12 protein-coding genes are annotated in these 20282 nt (G+C 68.9%); 7 read left to right on the forward strand and 5 right to left on the reverse strand.

The genetic code is table 11. The annotated features are described in order from the left end of the window. The first annotated feature begins 80 nt into the window (after positions 1-80). Positions 81-1073 (forward strand): AraC-like ligand-binding domain-containing protein, encoded by a 993-nt coding sequence (locus tag JK358_RS27915; protein WP_307817774.1) that lies wholly within the window; start codon positions 81-83, stop codon positions 1071-1073. 100 nt (positions 1074-1173) lie between these two features. After that, a complete protein-coding gene (locus JK358_RS27920; RefSeq protein ID WP_201953197.1) occupies positions 1174-3261 on the forward strand; it encodes an AMP-binding protein in 2088 nt (695 codons plus the stop codon). Here JK358_RS27920 and JK358_RS27925 read toward each other — a convergent pair. Both JK358_RS27925 and JK358_RS27930 read right to left on the reverse strand, forming a co-directional pair. Then, the gene (locus JK358_RS27925) at positions 3246-4460 is read right to left on the reverse strand and encodes a PucR family transcriptional regulator (protein WP_232852014.1); all 1215 of its coding nucleotides are present in this window, start codon (positions 4458-4460) and stop codon (positions 3246-3248) included. The genes JK358_RS27920 and JK358_RS27925 overlap by 16 nt on opposite strands. Before the next feature lie 193 nt (positions 4461-4653). Further along, positions 4654-4890 carry a hypothetical protein gene (locus tag JK358_RS27930; RefSeq protein WP_201953203.1) on the reverse strand — a complete coding sequence of 79 codons (237 nt, stop codon included), beginning with the start codon at positions 4888-4890 and terminating at the stop codon, positions 4654-4656. Between the two features lie 317 nt (positions 4891-5207). On the opposite strand from JK358_RS27930, the gene JK358_RS27935 reads away from it, so the two are divergent. Continuing rightward, positions 5208-6416 carry a lipase family protein gene (locus JK358_RS27935; protein ID WP_201953206.1) on the forward strand — a complete coding sequence of 403 codons (1209 nt, stop codon included), beginning with the start codon at positions 5208-5210 and terminating at the stop codon, positions 6414-6416. Positions 6417-6507: 91 nt separating this feature from the next. Then, entirely contained in the window at positions 6508-7515 is a 1008-nt protein-coding gene (locus JK358_RS27940) for an alpha/beta hydrolase (RefSeq protein ID WP_232852015.1), read from the forward strand. A 214-nt stretch (positions 7516-7729) separates the two neighbouring features. Here the strand turns inward: JK358_RS27940 and JK358_RS27945 are convergent, their stop codons facing one another. Next, on the reverse strand, positions 7730-9061 hold the full coding sequence (locus tag JK358_RS27945; RefSeq protein WP_504739725.1) for a PucR family transcriptional regulator: 1332 nt from the start codon (positions 9059-9061) through the stop codon (positions 7730-7732). On the opposite strand from JK358_RS27945, the gene JK358_RS27950 reads away from it, so the two are divergent. From JK358_RS27950 to JK358_RS27960, 3 genes are all read left to right on the forward strand, one after another. Next, the gene (locus tag JK358_RS27950) at positions 9020-10564 is read left to right on the forward strand and encodes a long-chain-fatty-acid--CoA ligase (RefSeq protein WP_201953211.1); all 1545 of its coding nucleotides are present in this window, start codon (positions 9020-9022) and stop codon (positions 10562-10564) included. The two genes, JK358_RS27945 and JK358_RS27950, sit on opposite strands and share 42 nt — an antisense overlap. A 290-nt stretch (positions 10565-10854) precedes the next feature. Then, positions 10855-11397, forward strand: coding sequence for a hypothetical protein (locus tag JK358_RS27955; RefSeq protein ID WP_201953216.1), 543 nt, complete (start codon positions 10855-10857; stop codon positions 11395-11397). After that, positions 11394-12476 (forward strand): PrsW family intramembrane metalloprotease, encoded by a 1083-nt coding sequence (locus JK358_RS27960; protein WP_201953218.1) that lies wholly within the window; start codon positions 11394-11396, stop codon positions 12474-12476. The genes JK358_RS27955 and JK358_RS27960 overlap by 4 nt, the downstream gene beginning before the upstream one ends. Here JK358_RS27960 and JK358_RS27965 read toward each other — a convergent pair. Together JK358_RS27965 and JK358_RS27970 are read right to left on the reverse strand one after the other, a co-directional pair. Beyond that, complete coding sequence (locus JK358_RS27965) at positions 12405-13802, reverse strand: aminotransferase class I/II-fold pyridoxal phosphate-dependent enzyme (protein WP_201953221.1); 1398 nt, start codon at positions 13800-13802, stop codon at positions 12405-12407. The genes JK358_RS27960 and JK358_RS27965 overlap by 72 nt on opposite strands. Beyond that, complete coding sequence (locus tag JK358_RS27970; protein WP_201953225.1) at positions 13799-20263, reverse strand: type I polyketide synthase; 6465 nt, start codon at positions 20261-20263, stop codon at positions 13799-13801. Before JK358_RS27970 ends, JK358_RS27965 begins: the two co-directional genes overlap by 4 nt. Positions 20264-20282: the final 19 nt, after the last annotated feature.

A 20282-nucleotide genomic window follows, 5' to 3' on the forward strand; every position in this document is an offset into this window, starting at 1 on the left:
TGAGTGGGCTCATTTCTGAGCGTACTCCTGGCTACTGGAAACGCAACCCCTGTCGAGCGGGAATCTGGAAGACTTGTCCGGTGGTCGAGCAGGTCGAGTTGCAGTCCGGAGCCGAGGTGCCGGCATCCGAGAGATTCGATCAGTGGGAAGCGCATCTGAGCGATTTCTATGTGCCACTGGCGGTTTCGCCGGTGCCGCAGGAGAGTTTCCACGGCTGGATCCGCCGCGGGAGCTACGGTGACGTCGAGGTGTCGGCCCTCGGTTCGGGCGCGCAGCATGTCCGCCGGACCAAGAGCCTCATCGCCCGCACCGACGACGAGTTCCTGACCGCCACCATCCAGACCAAGGGCCGGGGTCGGCTGTACCAGGACGACCGGGTGGCCGAGGTGGTTCCGGGCACGCTGGTGTTCTACGACAGCACCCGGCCCTACGCCTTCGACCTCGACGACGACTGGGGCATGTCGGTGGTGCAGGTGCCGCTGAGCCGGCTGCGCGAGCGGACCGGGCTCACCGGGGCGGACCTGCCGACCGCCATCGCCATCCCCGAGCAGGGCGCGGTCGGCGTGGTGACCCGGTTCTTCCGGGACCTGACCCGGCTGCAGCACACCAACCCCGAACAGGCCCGGCTGCTGGCCGCCCCCGCGCTGGATCTGCTCGCCTCCGCGGTGCGGCTGGCCGCCGGACAGGGCCCGCCGCCGCGCTCCGCCGACGCGTTCGCACGGGAGCGAGTGCTGGTCTACATGCGCAGGCACTGCACCGACCCGGCTCTCACCGCCCAGCGAATCGCCCTGGGCTGCAAGATGTCCCGGCGCGCGCTGTATCGGATCTTCGACGACTTCGAGGAGGGCCCGGCCGCGGTGCTGCGGCGGATGCGGGTGAACATCGCCGCCGAGCTGTTGCTGCGCGATCCGCTGCTGCCGGTGTCGGCGGTGGCGCATGCCAGCGGGTTCGCCACCGAACGGCAGTTCTATCGGTCGTTCCGGCACGAGAAGGGCACCACGCCTTCGGCTTTCCGAAAGGCTGCTGTGGCGCTTCATAACACTGTACGACCGCCGTTGGTGAACCAACCCTGATCGTACGATTTCCCATGCTCAGCACTGGGCGGGCGACTAAAACGATGACATCCGCCGACCCGAGTGTTTCGAACCGGCCCGTGAGAGATTTGGCACTGAGTTGGTTTCCGATGTCATCGATGTGGTCGCCGATCTGGCGATCTCGCGAAACGCGCTGTGGGCGCTGCTCCTCGATCCGCAGACCTATCCGCGCATCTTCCCCGGCATAGGCGCCTGCGACCCGCTGGAATCCCTCGACGACCGTCCGCTGGTGCGCTTCCGGATCGGCACACCGCAGACCGGCATCCAGGTGCTCGATGTCCGAATGATCGTGGGGCGCTGGTACGAACGACTGGAACTGCACTGCGGCGCGGTGGGCGCGTTCGCCTCCATCCGCCTGCGCGGGGCCGAGGAACGCACCGTCGTCACGGTCACCTGCTTCGCGGTGGGCCGGGTGCACCCGATGGTGGCCGGGCTGCCCAAATCCGCGGTGGTGCGGTGGGTGGAGAACGGGCTCGGGCGGGCGGCGGATATCGCTCGGGGAGCGCGGAATTCGGTCGCGGTGAACGCGGAGGGGTCACCGGTGCGGCACGGCGTCGGAGTGGCGCGGCAGATCCTGTCCAGCGGCGTGATCACCACGCGGCCCGCCGTCGGAGTGCGGCAGCTGCGCGGGGTGGTGCGGTGGGGCTTCAATCTCGCGGGCGGGTACGCGGCCGGGGCCGCGCACTCACCGGACCGCACCGCCGTGGTGGACGACCGGATCAGCCGCAGTTTCGCGGAGATCGACGCGCGTACGACCGCGCTGGCGGGTGGGATGGCCACCCTCGGCCTGGCACACGGGGACACCGTCGGGCTGCTGGCGCGCAATCACGCCGGCACCGTCGAAACCATGGTCGCCGCAGGCAAACTCGGGCTCGACGTGGTGCTGCTCAACGCGGGACTGTCCGGGCGCAATCTCGAGGAGATCGTGCAGCGGGACCGGCTGTCGGCGCTGTTCGTGGACAGCGATCTGGAGGATCTGGTCCAGTACCTGCACGACGGCATACCGCGCATTCACATCGGGAAGCCGGTCGCCGCGCCTGCGGACGGCCGCCTCGCCGCACCGGCGCGGATCGCCGTCGACGATCTGATCGCACTGGAGGCCACCGACTTTCGCCGGCCGTCCCGCCCCGGACGACTGGTCGTGCTCACCTCCGGCACCACCGGAACGCCCAAGGGCGCGCGCCGCCCGCAGCCGCGCGGATTCGGCGCGGCGGCCGCACTGCTCTCCCGAATACCGTTGCGCATCAACGAGATCGTGCTCATCCCGTGCCCGCTGTTCCACACCTGGGGGCTGGCGGGTCTGCAGCTGGGCACCGCGCTGCGCGCCACGACCGTCCTGCCCGAACAGTTCGACGCCGAGGACACGCTGCGGCTGATCGCCGAGCACCGGATCACCACGCTGCTCGCCGTGCCGACCATGGTGCAGCGCATCCTGGATCTGCCGGTCGCCGTGCGCACCCGCTACGACACCTCGAGCCTGCGGGTGGTGGCCAGTTGCGGTGCGCCCCTGGCCGGTGCGACCGTGCTGCGCTTCTTCGACGCCTTCGGTGACATCCTCTACAACGTGTACGGCTCCACCGAGGTGTCCTGGGCGACCATCGCCACCCCGGACGATCTGCGGATCTCGCCGACCACGGCGGGACGGCCGCCGCTGGGTACGAAACTGGCTGTGCTGGGCCCGGATCGGCGGCCGGTGCCGGTCGGCGCCACCGGCCGGATCTTCGTCGGCAATCAGATGCTGTTCGACGGGTACGTCAACGCCGCGCCGCCGGACGAGGCCGACGGCATGCTGGACACCGGCGATGTCGGCTACCTGGACGCCACCGGACGGCTGTTCATCGCCGGCCGCGACGACGAGATGATCATCTCCGGCGGCGAGAACGTCTTCCCGCGTCCGGTGGAGGAGGCCCTCGCCCAGCTGCCGCAGGTGAGCGAGGTGGCCGTGGTCGGCGTCCCCGATCACGAGTTCGGCCAGCGCCTGGCCGCCTTCGTGGTGAAACGTGAAGGAGCCGGGCTGGATTCGGAGATGGTGCGCACCTACATCCGGCATCGGCTGGGCCGGGTGTCGGTACCGCGCGACGTGGCCTTCATCGACGACCTGCCGCGCGGTGAGACCGGCAAGATCCTCAAGCGCCTGCTGGGCGCGCACCGTCAGGAGGCGCGATAGGTGCGCGCCACCAGGGCCGACCGCAGGTACCACAGGCCCGAGGACTGCGCCGGATCGAAGCCGGTCAGCTGGCCGATGCGTTTGAGCCGGTAGTCCACGGTATTGGTGTGCACGTGCAGGACGCGCGCGGTGCGCTGGCGATTGAGGTTGTTGCTGATATGGCGCTGCAGGGTTTCCAGGAGTTCGGGATGTTCGTCGAGCGGATCGAGCAGCGAGCCGAGATACTCGCGGCCGGGTCCGGGCCGGGTGAGCTGGAATTCGAGGGCGAGATCGTCGAAGCGGTAGAGGCCGGGCAGGCTGTCGAGCCGGTGCACCATATCGAGCAGTTCGTGCGCCTGATCGGCGGCATTGGGCACACCCTCGGGCGTGGTGGTGACCGCGGTGGCGGTGACCGGCACCCGGGCCGCGCGCGACAGCTGGGTGATCAGTTCCTCCAGTGCGCCGGAAGCCGCTGTGGTGCAGGGGATCAGCACGGTGCCGCCGTCCACGCTGAGCAGCGAGAGCGCCGCGTCGCCGCAGCGGGTGGCGAGTTCGGCCTGTACCCGCCGCAGTTTGCGCCGGGCCACCACCTTGCCGTCCAGGCCCGGATCGGATTCCTCGGCGTGCTGTGGAATCGACAGCGCCACAACGACATACGAGTCCGCGATCTCGATCCCGCATTCGCGGGCCATGGTGGAGGTGGGATGCCCGCCCAGCAGGGCGGAGGTGAGCGTGTGCACGGCGGTGTGGTGTTCGCCCACCACCGAGCGCAATTCGCGCACATAGGCCAGCGAGACCGCGGTGGTCATCCGGTCGAGCATGGCGACCACGAGTTTCACCGCGTCGATGAGATTGTCGTAGTCGTCGGGGCTCACGACGAGCTGGGGCGCGCCGCCCGGCATCCCGTATTTGGCGGTGGCGGTGTCGACCACGAGATCGAAGCCGATCTGGAAGCCCTCGTGGATGGCGTGATGGATGGTGTCGATGGGAACGCCCTCGCGCGCCCACTGGGCCGAAGCCTCCTGCAAGCGCCCGATCTTGGCGGGGATGTCCTCGCCGTCGAGCATGCTGACCGCGATCTCCAGGCAGGTGCGGGTGATGGCGGTGATATCGCCGTAGATGGCATCGCCCGGCAACGTGCCGCAGGGGGCGACGTTCTCGACGAAATGCCCGACCATCTGCCGGGACAGGGCCCAGACATCCTTGAGCGGAGACGACATCGGCTGACCTGAGAATGTGAGGCCGGACCTCGCGGTGTTCTCGACGGCCATGAACTACTCCTTCCGTCTGAGAAACGATTTCTGCGGACGGACCACGGTAGTCAGGTTGCCGCACCGGGTGGCCGGTTTCGGGTCGTTCTGTGCAGTGGCGACAGAACGACCCGAAACTGCCTGTGACAGTTCACAACACTGGTTACCGCCACAGGCTCCGGCAGGGCAGCCGGCGGAGGTCCGGCCGCACCTTTCCGTCGACCGTCACCGCCAGACCGGAATGCACCGCGGCGGTGGCGAATTCCCAGGCTTCGGCATTGGTCGCGGCGTATTCGAGAACCACCTCGTCGCCCGGCCCTGGGCCTTCGAAGTAGACGGTCACCCTGCGAGTCGGTGTCTCACCGCGGTCGTGGTGCGCGGTGTCGGCGAGAGGGGTCATATCGCCCGAACTCCTTTCCTGGCTCCCCGGGCCGCTCCGGGCCGGTGGGATGGGCCGCGAGGATTACCCGACAGTAGGTTTCGGATACTCGTCAGAACAGGTTTCAGGACGGGACTGGAGATCTCACAGTAACCCCCGGTAACACCTGTGGATGATTCACGGTGGTGGAATGCGGTTCGCGCAGGCCGGATTGGAGCTGCGACAGCGCGGGCCCATTCGGCACTGTGAGATATCAGGGATTGCGAACTCTGGGGTAACTTTCGCCGCCGATCTCCCTAACCTCCTCTGCAACCGCAGAACTGGAGGCCGACGGGATCATGTATCGACGTTCTTTGTGGCGCGCGGCGAGCCTGTTCGCCGGGTGCCTGATGGCGCTGGCGGCCGTACCCGGCGCGCACGCGCTACCCATGTACCCGGCCGCCGATCCGGATCCCTTCTACGCCGCGCCGGAGGACATCGCGTCCTACGCACCCGGAGACGTGCTGGCGCACAAGGCGATGCCCGCCCTGGCCATCTTCCCGGACACCGACGTCACCCTCGTGAAATTCCGGTCCACCAACTCGCAGGGCAAGGCGATCGCGGCCACCACCACGGTGCTCACCCCGCGCAACCGGCAGCCGAACGGGCCGCTGCTGTCCTACCAGCACATCATCAACGGGCTCGGCGCGCAGTGCTCGGTGTCGCATGTGCTCTACACCAGCGACCCGAACCTCATGGTGCGCGAGGCCCCCGCCTACAACGTGGCCTTGCAGCGCGGCTGGAGCCTCGCCATGCCCGACCACCTCGGGCCGCAATTCGCGTACGGCGCAGCCAAATTGGGCGGACAGATCACCCTCGACGGCATACGCGCCGTGCAGCGGCTGGACGACCTGCGGCTCGCCGAGAGCCCGGTGGTGATGGCCGGATACTCCGGCGGCGGCATGGCCACCGCCTGGGCGGCCGCCCTGGCCGACAGCTACGCGCCCGAGCTGAAGATCGCCGGCGCGGCGGCGGGCGGGGTGCCCATGAACCTGGTGAAGATGCTCGAAAGCCTGGGCCTCGGATCGCATCCGGTGTTCGGGCTGGCACTGGCCGCCGGGCTCGGGCTCGAGCGCGAGTACCCGGACCGGTTCCCGCTCAGCGAGCAGCTCAACGACCGCGGGCTGGTCGCCCGGCAGAACATGGCCAACAGCTGCACCAACGACCTGATCGCCACCGGCGCGGGCCGCGGGGCCCTGGACTTCGCCAAATCCACCACCATGATGAACGATGCCGACGCGCGCGCCGTGGTGGAGGAGAACAGTCTCGAACTGTTCGACGGAACACCCAATATGCCGGTGTTCGAATGGCATTCGCCCATCGACGGGCTAGTTCCGGTGGACGCCATCGTGAACACCACGCAACGCTGGTGTCAGGCGGGGGTCGAGGTGCAGTCGGCGACCATCGGCGTGCCCGACCATCTGACGGCCGCCGTTCTCGGACTTCCGCTGGCGCTCCAGTGGATCGAAGCACGTTTCCGCGGCGAGACCGCGTCCGGAAACTGCTGATCGCGGTATGTAGGAGGTGATCCGAGTGGAGACGGAGGCGCGGCGCCGGACAGTGCGCGGTCGGCGCCGCGCTCCGCACCGGTGCGTCGAATTGTTCTGCGCCGCAGCGTCGATCGTGGCGCTCGCCGTCGCGACGGCGAGCGCCCACGCCGAAGAGGCGGGCAATCCGGCCCCGGTCATCGATCCGAGTATCGATCGAACGGAGCTGGTGGCCAGTGAGATTCGGCTCGGGAACTGGGAGCGGCTCTATGTGGCCTCGGCGTCGATGCACCGGATCGTCCCGGTGGATGTGCTACGTGGCAGCGGTTCCGAACCGCGACCGACGCTGTACCTGCTCGACGGCGTCGAGGCCGAGGACACCTCCGGCTGGCTCACCAAAGGCCGTGCCGCCGAATACTTCACCGGCAAACCGGTGGACGTGGTGCTCACCAGCGGCGGTGTCGGCAGCATGTACACCGACTGGCAGCGCTACGACGCCATGCTCGGGCTCAACCGCTGGGAGACCTTCCTGACCGATGAACTGCCGCCGGTCGTGGAGGCGTATCTGGAGTCCAGCGGGCGGCGCGCCATCGCGGGCGTCTCCATGGGCGCGCAGGGCGCGATGATGCTCGCCCAGCGGCATCCCGGCCGCTACGCCGCGGTGGCCGGAATGAGCGGATGCTATTCCACCGCAGACGAATTCGGCCACACCGTCACCCGCATGACGGTCGGCTCCCGCGGCGGCGACGTGGTGAACCTCTGGGGCCCACCGGGTTCCCCGGAATGGGCCGCCCACGACAGTTTCCTGGGCGCGGATCACCTGCGCGGCACAGTGATCCACCTCTCCGCGGGTACCGGCCTGCCCACACCCGCCGACCTGGCCGCCATCACCCAGGCCCCCAATATCTTCGACGCCGCCCGCATGGCAGGCGGCGGCTCGTCGCTCGAGGCCGGAACCCGCACCTGCACAGAACGTTTCGCCCAGCGCCTCACCCAACTGGGCATCCCCGCCACCGTCCACCTGACCCCCACCGGCATGCACACCTGGCCCGACTTCGCCGACGCCCTGGGCCCCGCCTGGCGCACCCTCGCCCCGGCCCTGAACGTGCCCGCCGACTGACCCCCCGAACGTGTGCCCCGGCGGGTGTCGCGCACCCTGCACCCAGCGCCACCCGCCAGGCACACCCCCGCTGTGATCACCCGCGCCGGACGAGGCTGCCGTCACCCTCGCGACCCGTCCGCCGCACTGCCCCGGTCACAGCGGAACCCGGCCGGGCGCACGCCATTCTCCGCAGCGTGCGTCCGGCCGGTCGTCTTCTGCTCCGGCGGCGCTCTCAGCGGGATGCGTCGGGTGCCGCGATGCGGGCGTACTGGATGGCCCACCAAACTTTGGTGGCAGTATGCGGCTCGCGCAGATCGCAGTCGGCGATACGGTGGAAGCGGTCGATGCGGTAGCGGACGGTATTCGGGTGGACGAAAACCTCGCGCGCGGTGATCTCCACATTCATGCCCGATTCGATATACGCCGCAACGGTATTGATGAGGAAGTGATTGTCGGCGCGCAGGACGGGGGCAATGAAGCGCCGGTGGAATTGCTGCCCGAGCTCCGGGTCGGCGAGCACGGCGGGCAGCAAGCCCAGATCGTCGAACCAGACGCTGTCGGTGCGGCCGAATACCGCGGCGGTGGTCAACGTGCGGCAGGCCACCCGGAACGAATGATGCAACCCGTCCGGCGGGGCGGCCGGGCCGAAGGCGATCAGCCCTTCGTCCGGCAGCCGGAAAGACTTGTTGGCGAAACCGGCCGAGTCGCCGTCGATCGTGGTGAGGAAAACCACGAGCGGAGAACCGCTGTCGGCGATCGCGGCACAGCGGTTCGGTCGGGTCATGCGCTCGAGAATCTGCTCGGAGGTGTCGGTGGGGGCTTTGAACGTGACGTATTCGGTGGTGGTGTCGAGCCCGAACTGTGGTGCGGCTCGGCGCAATTCGGTTGGCGGGAGGGTGCCGGTCAGCAGGGCGCGGATGAAGTCGGCCCGCCGCTCGCTGTCGCGCCCGGCGAGTTCGATCTCCACCTCACGGTGGCCGGTGGAGTAGGCGAGGATGGCGTTGTCCACCAGGTCGAGCACCTCGCGGGTGAGGTTCAGAAGCAGGTGGTCGTCGACACCGTGAGCGGGTGCGGCCGCGACGAGTTCGTCGACGAGGGTGCGGGTGGCCAGCCGCCAGGCCCGCATGACGCCTTCGAGGGAGATGCCGTCGCGGGCGCGGGTCCGGCCGTAATCGGTGTACGCGGCGAGTTCGGCGGCAGAGGCTGCGCGCTGCTCGGCCAGCGCGGTAACCAGTTGATCCAACATGCTCGTTGTTGTTGGTAACAACGAGCTCGACCGGGTGTCCTTGTATTCGGGGATCTCGGACCTGGTCCGGTCGACAATGGCGGTGGCCAATCTTGCCAGCTCAGAGTGCATTTGCTCGAACAGGTTCCGGCGCGGATCGAGATCGGGCGAGGCCGGGTGCGTACTCATTGCGATCGACCATAAGCCCAGGAGTTGGAGTTTCCAACAAGAACGGGCGCGGTGAGTTCGGTGCGGGCTCCATGGCGATCGGGGGCGTGACGCAGAACACTCGTCGGCATGTATCTCACGCAGGGGCTGCACAGGGCTGTGCAGCAGCATCCCGACGGCATCATGACCATCTGTGGCGAACGGACGCGGACATTCGCGGAGGTGGCCGATCGGGTCGCGCGGCTCGCGGGCGGGCTGCGCGGGCTCGGGGTCGAGCCGGGGGATCGGGTCGCGATTCTCGCGTTGAACTCCGATCGGTATCACGAATATCTGCTGGCCGTGCCATGGGCGGACGCGGTGCTGAATCCGGCGAACATTCGGTGGAGTCCGGCCGAAATCGCCTACTCCCTGGTGGATTCGGGCACCTCGGTGCTGTTCGTGGACGACGCCTTCGCGCCCATGCTGCCCGCCCTGCGCGCCGCCGTGCCGGAACTGCGGGCGGTCGTCCACTGCGGTGACGGGCCCACGCCCGAGCACGCGGTCGGCCACGAGGAATTGATCGCCGCCTCGGAGCCGGTGCCGGACGCCCGGCGCGGCGGCGACCAGCTGGCGGGCATCTTCTACACCGGCGGCACCACCGGGCATCCCAAGGGCGTCATGCTCAGCCACGCGAATCTGGCGGTCTCGGCGCTCGGCGCGCTGGGCACCGGATTCGTCTTCCGCCCGGGTGCGCGCTTCCTGCACGCCGCGCCCATGTTCCACCTCGCCGACCTGGCGGGCTGGCACGGTCAGCTCATGCTCGGCGGCACCCACGTCATGATCCCGGCCTTCGATCCGGTCGCGACCATGCGGGCGATCGAGACGCATCGGGTCACCGAATCGGTCCTGGTCCCGGTCATGATCCAAATGCTCGTCGACCACCCGGAGGTGGCGAACCACGACCTGTCGAGCATCCGCGGCATCATGTACGGCGCCTCCCCTATCGCGCAGCCCGTCCTCGAACGCGCCATGAAGGTCTTCCCCGAAGCCGGTTTCGTCCAGGCCTACGGCATGACCGAACTAGCCCCCATCGCCACCCTCCTCAGCCCCGAAGACCACCTGGCCGGTCGCCTCCGCTCCGCAGGCCGCGCCGTCCCCCACTCCGAAATCCGAGTCCTCGACCCCGAAGGCGTCGAGGTCCCCCGCGGCACCGTGGGCGAAGTGGCCGTCCGAGGCGGCCACGTCATGCTCGGCTACTGGAACAACCCCGAAGAAACCGCCGCCACCATCCCCGACGGCTGGCTCCGCACCGGAGACGGCGGCTACCTCGACGGAGACGGCTACCTCCACATAGTCGACCGCGTCAAAGACATGATCGTCACCGGCGGCGAGAACGTCTACTCCGCCGAAGTGGAAAACGCCCTCGCAGCCCACCCCGCCATCGCCGCCTGCGCCGTAATCGGTGTCCCCGACCACGACTGGGGCGAACGAGTCCACGCCGTCCTCGTCTGCCACCCCGGCACCACCGTCACCCTCGAAGAAATCCGCACCCACACCAAATCCCGCATAGCCACCTACAAAGCCCCCCGCACCATAGAAATAGCCGAATCCCTCCCCCTCTCCGGCGCAGGCAAAATCCTCAAACGAGAACTCCGCAAACAGCACTGGCCCGACTCCGACCGCCAGGTCCACTAGTCCGGCCGGACGCTGGTCTCGAGGCGACTCCGCGACCGGTCTAGCGGCGCCGCGCCTCGGGCTTGCCCGAGCGGCACCGCCTGTCAGCGATGCGGCGGCGAAGCCGGGCGCCCACACCGAGGCTGGGTGCGGCGCCAGCCGCACCCAGCCTCAAACTTCTTTTCCCTTCACCTCATCCAGGTGAATTCATGCCCCGCCCACCGAATAAGCCGGTGTGTCGCTGGTATTCATCCCACCCGTCGCAGAAGATCGAGCCACGGCCGAACCTCGGCAACGAAGGGAGCACCCTCATGACCGCCCCGCCTCGGACCAGGCACGACGGCAAGCAGGCGGCGCTGGTCCTGACCATCGCGGCGGCGATCATCGGCATCCCAGCCCTGATAGCCAGCCAGGTGCCACCCCGCGAAACCCTGATCCCCCCCACCACCAGAATCGAGGTCGAAGCCGCAGGCGAATCCCCGGATACCGTCTCCTTCGCAGGAGTAGGCGGCTGGCAGCAGCGCCCCACCGGCGACCCCTCCACCGCCGTCCTCCAGAGCCCCGAAGACACCGTCCTCATCGTCACCGTGGCCAACGGTGTCGACAACCTCACCGAAGCCGCGGAATGGCGCCTGCAAGTCCTCGACGTCCAAGGCTTCGAAGCCGAATTCGACGGCGGCCAGGTCGCCAACCCCCACGGCTTCCACGGCTTCACCTGCCGCGGCGCCAGCGACCCCGGCGTCTGCGCCATCGTGGGCAACCAGAACCTGGTGGTGACCCTCGCACTGGGCGGCGAGCGCGCCACCTTCGAACAGCTCGCCCCCATCCTGGAATCCCTGGAGGTCGCCTCGTGACCGGCTTCCGCGGCGGCTCCCTGCTGTTCTGGGTCTACTGGCTGCTCCTGATCGGCGGCGGCATCGCCCTGCTCGCGCAGCTGGCGAGCACCCTGTCGCTCACCCTGCCCGACGTGCTGGTCGGCATGCCGGTCACCCTGCTGACCCTGGTCGTCTACGGCGGCCTGCTGATCTACCTGGACCGCCTGCGCGCCCGCACCACGATCCGGACGCCCCTGGTGCTCGGATTCCTGTGGGGCGCACTGGCCGGCCCCGGCATCGCCATCTTCGCCAACGACGACAATATGCGCGCCATCCAGAACCTCGCGGGCGACGCCTTCGCCACCAACTGGGCGGCCCCCATCTCCGCCTCCATCGTGGAGGAGGGCATCAAGGGCCTGGGCGTCTTCACCGTCGCCTGGCTGGCCCGCCCACTGCTGACCCGCGCCATGCACGGTCTGCTGCTCGGCGGCTGCACCGGCCTGGGATTCCAAGTGGTGGAAGACATTACGTACAACGCCAACGCCCCGCTCTCCTCCGCGCAGGGCGGCCCCGGCTCGACCATCGTCACCGCGCTGCTGCGCTTCGCGGTCGGCGTCACCTCGCACTGGATGTTCACCGCCCTCGCGGGTATCGGCATCGTGCTGGCCCTCGCCCGCAGGGATTGGTCCGCGGGCCGCCGGTTCGCGGTCTTCGCCGCCTGCTATCTGCTCGGCGCCGCCATGCATTTCGCGTGGGACTCCCCGACGCCGCAGGGTGCGGAATGGTTCGGCATGGGCGGCAAGATGATCATCTACATCGCCGTGTTCCTGGCCGTCTACCTCCGGGTACTGCGCAGTGAGCGCGGCTGGTTCCTGGAGCAGGCGAAAGTTGTCGCGGCCCAGGGTGTCGCCCCGATCGAGGAGCTGAACACCCTGGTGACGCGACGGTCCCGCCGCCGCGCCCGCACCGCCCTGATCCACCAGGGTGGGCCGCCGAAGCGCTGGATCACCCAGCGGCAACGGCAGCTCACCGAGGTGGTGCAGCGGTCAGGCGGGTACGGCCGAAGTGGGCAGGTTCCCGGCCAGCTCTATGGTTTCGGCCAGCAGGTCGGCGGCTGAGACCAGTTGCGCCCCGGTGTGTTCGGAGGTGATGAAGAATCGCAACCGTTCCTTGCCCACCGGAACCGCCGGGGCCGAAATGGCCCCGGCATACACTCCGCGCCGCAGCAGCGTGCCGGAGACGAACCCGGCCCGGATCTCACCCGGCACGATCACCGGAACGATCGGAGTCCCGTGGGACTCACCGAGATCCAGGTCGCGATCCCGCAGCGCGGTATCGAACAGCCGCGCGTTGTCCCACAGCCGCGAGACCCGCTCGGGCTCGGCCTCCAGCACATCCAGCCCGGCCAGCGCCGCCCCGATGGCGGACGGCGCCGGAGCGCCGGTGAGCATGGCGACGCCCGGCGCACTGGCCTTCATGGCGGCGATCAGATCGGCGTCGGCGGCGATGAATCCGCCGACACTGCCCAGCGCCTTGGACAGCGTGCCCATCCAGATGTCCACATCCGTGCCGGCCATGTCGTAGTGCTCGCGGATCCCGTGCCCGCGCGCCCCGAACACCCCGAACGAATGCGCCTCGTCGACCATGACCGCGCAGTCGAATTCCCGTGCGATGGCCGCTAATTCGGCCACCCGGCCCACGGTCCCGTCCATGCTGTAGTGCCCTTCCAGCACCACCATGGCGCGGTCGAATCCCGACCGCGACATGCGCAGCACCGACCGCAGCGACTCCGGATCGTTGTGCCGGAAGTTGATCCGCCGGCATCCGGCCCACTGCGTCCCCGACACCACGCTGCCGTGGATGAGCGAGTCGCAGAACGCCACATCGCCCTCCCGCAGCAGGAACCCGATCACCCCCGCATTGGTGAGGTATCCGCTGGTGGTGACCATGGCATCGCCGACCCCGTAGATCCCGGCCAGCCGCTGCTCGATCTCCCCGTACAGCGGGATCTCACCCGATACGATCCGGCTCGCCGACGCCGAGGCGCCGTACTGATCGAGCGCGTCCTTGGCGGCGCGCACCACCCGGGGATGACTCGACAGCCCCAGATAGTTGTAGGCGCTGAAGTTCACCAGCTCACTGTCCAACGCGCGAATCACCGTGTCATTGGGGCTGTTTCGCGGCAGGAACAGCGGATTGGCCAACCCGGACTGCGCACTGATGGCCGCGATGGCCGCCTGCTTTGCCACCGTCGAGGCCACCTCCGGATGGTCGGCGAACTGCCGCCCCGGGCCGCGTGCCGGGCGCGTGTGCCCGGCACGTGCGGCGGACGGAGGCGGCGCGGCAGCGGCCCCGGCCCCCCGCGTCGCGGGTACCGGCGGCTTCACTCCATTTCCGCTGCCGGAGAGCAGTTTCCGCGCCAGATCCCGCGCCGACTCGCTCACGCGGTCACCTCTGCGGCGGGAGCGCCGATCAGGAATTCGGCGGCTCGGGCGCCGGCCTGGGCGAGCGTGAACGACCGTCCGAGCCGCAGCGCGGACAGATCGACCCCGAGCGATTTGCCCACCAGCGCACCGAATTCCACCGCCATGAGCGAATCGAGGCCGAGGTCGGTCACCGGCACGGTCAGATCGATCGACTCGGCGTCCACGCCCATGACCGCCGCCAACTGCTCGGCGAGCATATGCGCGACCACGTCATTGCGCTGCGCCTCCTCGAGTTCGCGCAGGGCGACCACGAGATGCGAAGCAGCCGAATCATCCTCGGCCGCGGCGGCGATGCGCTCCTGCACCCGCCCGGTCTGCGTGAAGAACGGCACGGAGGCCGCGACCTGCTTCCAATCGATGGGAATGATGGCCGCCTGATGGTGGATGTCCAGGGTCAGCGCCTGCTCCAGGAACTCGGTGCCCTCATCCATATCGATGGAGTCGAATCCCGTGGTGCGCAGGTACCGTGCCACGTTCTCGTCGGCGGCCATACCGCCCGCCATATGACCCCACCCGACGGCGAGGACCTCGCCGCCGTCGCGGGCCACCTGATCCGCGACGGCCTGCAACGCGAGGTTGGCGGCCGTGTAGGAGTACTGCCCGACGCCGCCGAAGATCGCGCTACCGGAGGAGAACAGCACGAACATATCCAATTCCGCACCGGCGGAGGCGATTCCGCGCCGCAGCGCCCGCACGCCCTCGATCTTCGGCCGATAGACCGAGGCGAGCGAGTCCCGATCCATCACCGAGACGCGCTTGTCGTCCACCACGCCGGCGGTGTGGAAGACCCCGCGCAGCGGATGTTCGGGGGAGTGCGCCCGCCCGATCACCGCGGTGATCGCCTCGGCATCGGTGACGTCCACCCGCTCGGTGGTGACCGTGACACCCTGGGTTTCCCACTCGGACAGCAGATTCCGTGCTTCGTCGGTGCTCGCACCACTGCGCCCGAGCAGGGTGAGCCTGCGCGCGCCCTTACCGACCAGCCAGCGCCCGACCGCCAGGCCGAACGCGCCGAAACCGCCGGTGATCACATACTGCGCGGCGGGATCGACCGTCACCGCACGGGTGCTCGGACGCACCAGCGGTGCGGCCGATTCCAGGCTCACCGCGATCCGGCCGAGCTGCGCCGAACGCGCCACATCCTCGAATGCCCGTGCCACGTCATCGGTCTCGTACACCTCGAACGGCAGCCGCCGGTAGGTACCGGCGGCGAGCGCCGCGTTCACCCGGGTGATGAGCTCGATGGTCTCGCGCCGCCGCAGCCGCAGCATGCGGTCCAGGTCGAAGGAGTGGTAGGAGATGTTCTTGTCGAAGTACCGCAGATCGAGCAGTCCGCCACCGTAGATATCGGCCTTGCCGATCTCCACGATGCGCCCGAACTCGGCCACCGCCTTGAAGTTCCGGCGCAGGATCTCACCCGGCGCGGTACTGATGATCACATCCGCGCCCCGCCCGTCGGTCAGCCCGAGCACATCGTCGGCGAAGTTCAGCGAGCGTGAATCGAGGACGTGATCCGCACCCTGCTCCAGCACGTAGGCGCGCCGCTCATCGGTGCTCGCGGTGCCGATCACGCTCGCCCCGCGCAGTTTCGCGATCTGCACGGCCGCCGAACCCACGCCGCCCGCCGCACCGTGCACCAGCACGACATCCCCGGCACGCACCCGCGCCAGCTCCAGCAGTGAGTACTCGGCGGTGGAGAATGCCGTTCCGCTGGTGCAGAATCCGGCCTCCGAGTCGTCCGGCGTCTTGATGAGCAGATCGCGATCGGTGGTGTGGAAGCGGCTGATCATGCCCTTGGAGGTGAGCGTCACGTGGTCGCCGGCGGCGAGATCGTGCACGTCCGCGCCGACCCGGACCACCACGCCGTCACCCTCCATACCCGGCAGGGTGCCGAAGAAGGTTCCGGCCATCTCCTCCTCGGCGAGCACGCCGATGACCTTGAGCGGATCCTTGTAGTTGAGCCCGACCGCCCGCATCCGGACCTCGACCTCGTTCGGGCCCGGCTCCCGCCGCGCGGTGCGCCGCCAGCCCAGCCGGGACAGCGTCCGCGACTTCGGCAGTTCGAGGGTGAAGTTGGCCTCCGGATCCTCCAGTGGCACAGCCTGTTCCAGCGCGTCGAGCCGGCCCTGCAGGGTGGCCTCGACCACGGTCACCCAGCGCAGGCCGTTGCGCAGGAACACCTCGTCGGAGTTGTCGTAGGCGAACGCGCCCGGAACCGCCAGTTCGGCGGCGAGATCGGTGGCGTCCACGTCGGCCTCGACGTCGACCAGCCGCCAGCGCAGGCGCGGCTGCTCGTTCAGCAGCACCCGGCGTGCGCCGGCCAGCGCGGCGTGCGCCGGATTCGGCGCGGCATCCTCGTCGGGATGGGCGTAGGCGTGCTCGGTGATCAGGCTGACGTGCATCGATCCGTCACCGGTCATGGGGATTTCGGCCCCGCGCCGCTCCAGCCATTCGTCGAGGAATTCGTCGAAGGTCACCGCCAGCCGGCGCAGCGTCCACAGGCTGTCCAGATCCGCGTATTCGGTTCCGGCGACGAGCGCGATATGCAGCCGCTCGACACCTTCCTCGGCCACTGCGGCCCGGAGGCGTTCGCGCACAGCGTCTTCCAGATCCGTGCGCTGCGGATCGCCGAGGACGAGGATCTCCGAGCGCGGTGTGGTGGCCGCGACGGTGGTGGCGCGAGCGCTTGCCGCCGAACCGAATTCGACGACCAGCGTGTAGGCGGGGCCCGTCGCGGGCAGGCCGCTGCGGTCCACCGGTTCCCGCATCTCCCAGCGGTCCTCGTAGAAGATGTCCGTCATGCGTTGCAGCGCACCGCGTCCCGGCGCGATGGAACCGAAGCGCATGCCGATCAGCTGCAGCACCACATTCTGTTCGGCGTCGAGCAGATCGATATCGGCGGTGGGCGCACCATCGGTGGACAGCCGTGCCACCACGGTCACCTGCTCCGGGATCGGCGCGAACGCCCGCACCCCGGCCACCGCGACGGGCACCATGGCCCCGTCGTCCGCGCTCCCGGATCCGGCCAGCAGCGCCGCCACGCTCTGCAGCGCGGCGTCCACGACGCAGGGGTGCGCGAGATGACCGGAATCCTGGGCGATCCCGCCGTCCAGGGTGGCTACCACGGTGGCACCCGAGATGCGCACGGCGGTCGCGCGCTGGAAGGCCGGCCCGTATTCGAGCCCGCGCGCGGCCAATCCGGCGTAGAAGGCGGCCGGGTCGATGACATGCATCTCGTCCACGTCGGGCACCTCGACCTTGCCGGATTCGAAGCTGCCCTCGATGAGCCGGCCGGTGGCGTGCGTGGTCCAGGGCGCGTCGGCCACACTCCGCGAGCGGATGGTGAAGCGGCCCGTGGACTCCTCGACCTGGAGTTCGGCCAGCGGCGCATTGCCCTCGTCGATGATGAGCGGCGCGATGAACCGGACATCCTCCACCGCTACCCGCGTCGACTCGGTGCGCAGCGCCACCGCGCTCAGCGCGGCGTCCAGGTAGCCCGCTCCGGGCAGGATGCGCGCCCCGCCGACCACGTGATCGGCCAGCCACGGCATGGCTCCGACGCTGAGCTGGATTCGCCAGGAGTTCGACGGGCTGTCCAGATCCGGGTCGCCGAGCATGGCGTAGATCTCCGGGCTACCGTACTTGCGCTGCTGGAACACCGGATTGGCATTGCGCAGCGGAGTGCGCTGCCACGGGTAGCGCGGCAGCTCCACATGCGGGGTCACGGTATCCGCGAACAGGGCGTCGATATCGAGCGCACCCGCCGTGTACAGCCCGGCGACGGTCTGGCGCAGGCTCTCCGCGTCGTTCTGCTTGCGGTTGAGGGTGGCCACACTGGTGCCGGATTCGCCTGCGCCGATGAGGATTTCGCGAATATTCGCGCCCAGCACCGGATGCGGCCCCACCTCCAGGTAGACCCGATGACCCGCACCGACCAGATCGGTGAGCGCGTCGGCGAACCGCACCGGCTGCCGCACATTGGCGCACCAGTACTCGGCATTCCAGTCACCCGCGGTGACCCGCTGCCCGGTGACCGTCGACCACAGCGGCAGGGTCGGCTCGGCGAGCGTCAGATCGGCCAGCGCCGTGCGCAATTCGCCGAGGATCGGCTCCATGAGGTAGCTGTGATACGGCACCTCCACGAACAACCGTTTGGCGAAAACGCCGTCAGCGGTGAGCGTTTCGGCGATCTCGTCGAGACGCGCCTGCGCCCCGGCGAGGGTGACGGCGCTCGGGCTGTTGATGGCGGCGATGTCGACCAGTTCGTCACCGTCGATCAATTCCAGTGCGGCGGCGGGGGACAGGCCCACGGCCAGCATTCCGCCGGACCCCGCGGTGGTCGCCTGCAACCGGGCGCGATGGTAGCTCACGGTGAGGGCGTCCCGCAGCGACAGCATCCCCGTCACATACGCCGCCGACACCTCGCCCACACTGTGCCCGACCACCGCCGCCGGTCGAATCCCGAGTTCGCCCAGCATGGCGTACAGCGCGACCTGCACCAGGAAGTTGGCAGGCTGCGCGACAGCCGTCGAGGTAACCCGCGACTCCTCCTCCGGCCGCAACAGCTCCGCCACGATCGACCACCCCGAGATCTCCCGGAACACCGCATCGATCCGTTCGGCCTCCGCCGCGAAAGTCCCCCCACCCCGCAGCAGCTCCCGCCCCATACCCCACCACTGCGGCCCCATCCCAGTGAACACGAACACCGGCTCCGGCGCCTTCCGCGCCACCACCTTGCTCGCCCCCCGCCCGCTCCCAGCGGCGAATTCGACCAGCGCCTCCACCAGCTCGGCATCGTCGGCGAACGTCACCGCCGTCCGGAACTGATGATGCTGACGCCGAGTCCACGCTCCCTCGGCCAGCCACGCGGGCTCAGCCCCCGCCGCAATGAGCTCCGCATACCCCCGCGCAATCTCCCGCGCCGCGTTCTCACTGCGCGCCGAAAGCGGCAGCACACCAAAATTCCTCGGCTCCCGCGACCCAGTCGCGGCCTGAGTGCTCTGCCCGGGGATGGGGGCTTGGGGGCTCTGCCCGGGGATGGGGGTTTGGGGGCTCTGCCCCCACACGGGGGTCTGGGGGCGGAGCCCCCCTTCTACCCCACCCTGGTCCAAGGGTGAGCCGACAGCGGGAACGTGCTCCTGCAGGATGGCGTGCGCGTTCGTACCCCCGTATCCGAATCCGTTGACCGCGATGGTGATTCGCTCGATCTCGGCCCCGATCTCCTCGGCCTCGAGCTGCAGCCGGATCCCCAGCTCCTCGAACGGGATATCGGGATTGGGCGTCTCCAGCCATCCCTGCGGAGCCAGGGTGCGCTTCGAAATGGCAAGGGCCGACTTGATGATCCCGGCAATGCCCGACGCCGCCTCGGTATGCCCGAGCTGTGCCTTCACCGATCCGACGCCCACCGGCGCGGTGCGCCCCTCGACCTGCCCGTAGGCCCGCCCGATCGCGCGGAGTTCCAGCGGATCGCCGACCGGGGTTCCGGTGCCGTGCGCCTCCACATAGGTGACCTCGTGCGCGCCGATTCCCGCCCGCTCGGTCACCGACTTGGCAAGCGCCTCTTGCAGATCCGCGTTCGGCACGGTGATCGCGGTGGTGCGCCCGTCCTGATTGGACCCGGTCGCCTTGATGACCGCGTAGACCCGATCCCCGTCGCGCTCGGCGTCCTCGAGCTTCTTGAGCACGACCATGCCCGACCCCTCGCCCCGGCCGTACCCGTCCGCGGAGGCGTCGAACGGCTTGGACCGCCCGTCCGCGGCGAGGAATCCGCCCTTGCACATGGAGACGAACGGCTCCGGCTGCATGAGCATGGTGACCCCGCCCGCCAGTGCGACCGTGCAGTCCCCGGCGTCGAGCGCCTGACAGGCCAGATGCAGCGCGACCAGCGACGACGAGCAGGCGGTGTCCACCGTCATGGCGGGTCCGACCATATTGAGCGCGTACGCGATTCGATTCGACAGCATGGTGTAGGACGCGCCCACCGCGGTGTGCATGTCCACGTACGGCAGCGCCGCGTTGGTGGTCGACACCGCGAGCTGATCCAGGGTGAACGCTCCCACGTACACGCCGATCGGCGCACCCGTCACCCGGCCCGCGAATCCCGCGTCATCCAGTGCCTCCCAGGCGACTTCGAGCACGAGTCGCTGCTGCGGATCCATGGCCGCGGCCTCGCGCGGCGAGATGCCGAAGAAGTCCGGGTCGAAGGCCCACGGATCGCCGGTCAGGAACGCGGCGCGTTTGGTGTACATGCGACCGGGCGTGCGCCGGTCGGGGTCGTAGTAGCGGCGGTAGTCCCACCGCTGCGCGGGAATGTCGACGACGCCGTCTCGCTTGTTGATGATGAAGTCCCAGAACGATTCTGGGGAATCGATACCGCCGGCGTAACGGCATCCGATGCCGACAATGGCAATATCCGACATGACGACTCCTCGGCAACTC

Origin of the sequence: Nocardia acididurans, assembly GCF_016741815.1 — a bacterium.
GTDB classification, from domain to species: domain Bacteria; phylum Actinomycetota; class Actinomycetes; order Mycobacteriales; family Mycobacteriaceae; genus Nocardia; species Nocardia acididurans.

Bases quoted from the DNA above. Each gene is read 5' to 3' on its own strand.
- JK358_RS27930 (WP_201953203.1), bottom strand. From the start codon at position 4,890: ATGACCCCTCTCGCCGACACCGCGCACCACGACCGCGGTGAGACACCG.
- JK358_RS27970 (WP_201953225.1), bottom strand. From the start codon at position 20,263: ATGTCGGATATTGCCATTGTCGGCATCGGATGCCGTTACGCCGGCGGT.
- JK358_RS27935 (WP_201953206.1), top strand. From the start codon at position 5,208: ATGTATCGACGTTCTTTGTGGCGCGCGGCGAGCCTGTTCGCCGGGTGC.
- JK358_RS27925 (WP_232852014.1), bottom strand. From the start codon at position 4,460: ATGTCGTCTCCGCTCAAGGATGTCTGGGCCCTGTCCCGGCAGATGGTC.
- JK358_RS27950 (WP_201953211.1), top strand. From the start codon at position 9,020: ATGTATCTCACGCAGGGGCTGCACAGGGCTGTGCAGCAGCATCCCGAC.
- JK358_RS27945 (WP_504739725.1), bottom strand. From the start codon at position 9,061: ATGCTGCTGCACAGCCCTGTGCAGCCCCTGCGTGAGATACATGCCGAC.
- JK358_RS27955 (WP_201953216.1), top strand. From the start codon at position 10,855: ATGACCGCCCCGCCTCGGACCAGGCACGACGGCAAGCAGGCGGCGCTG.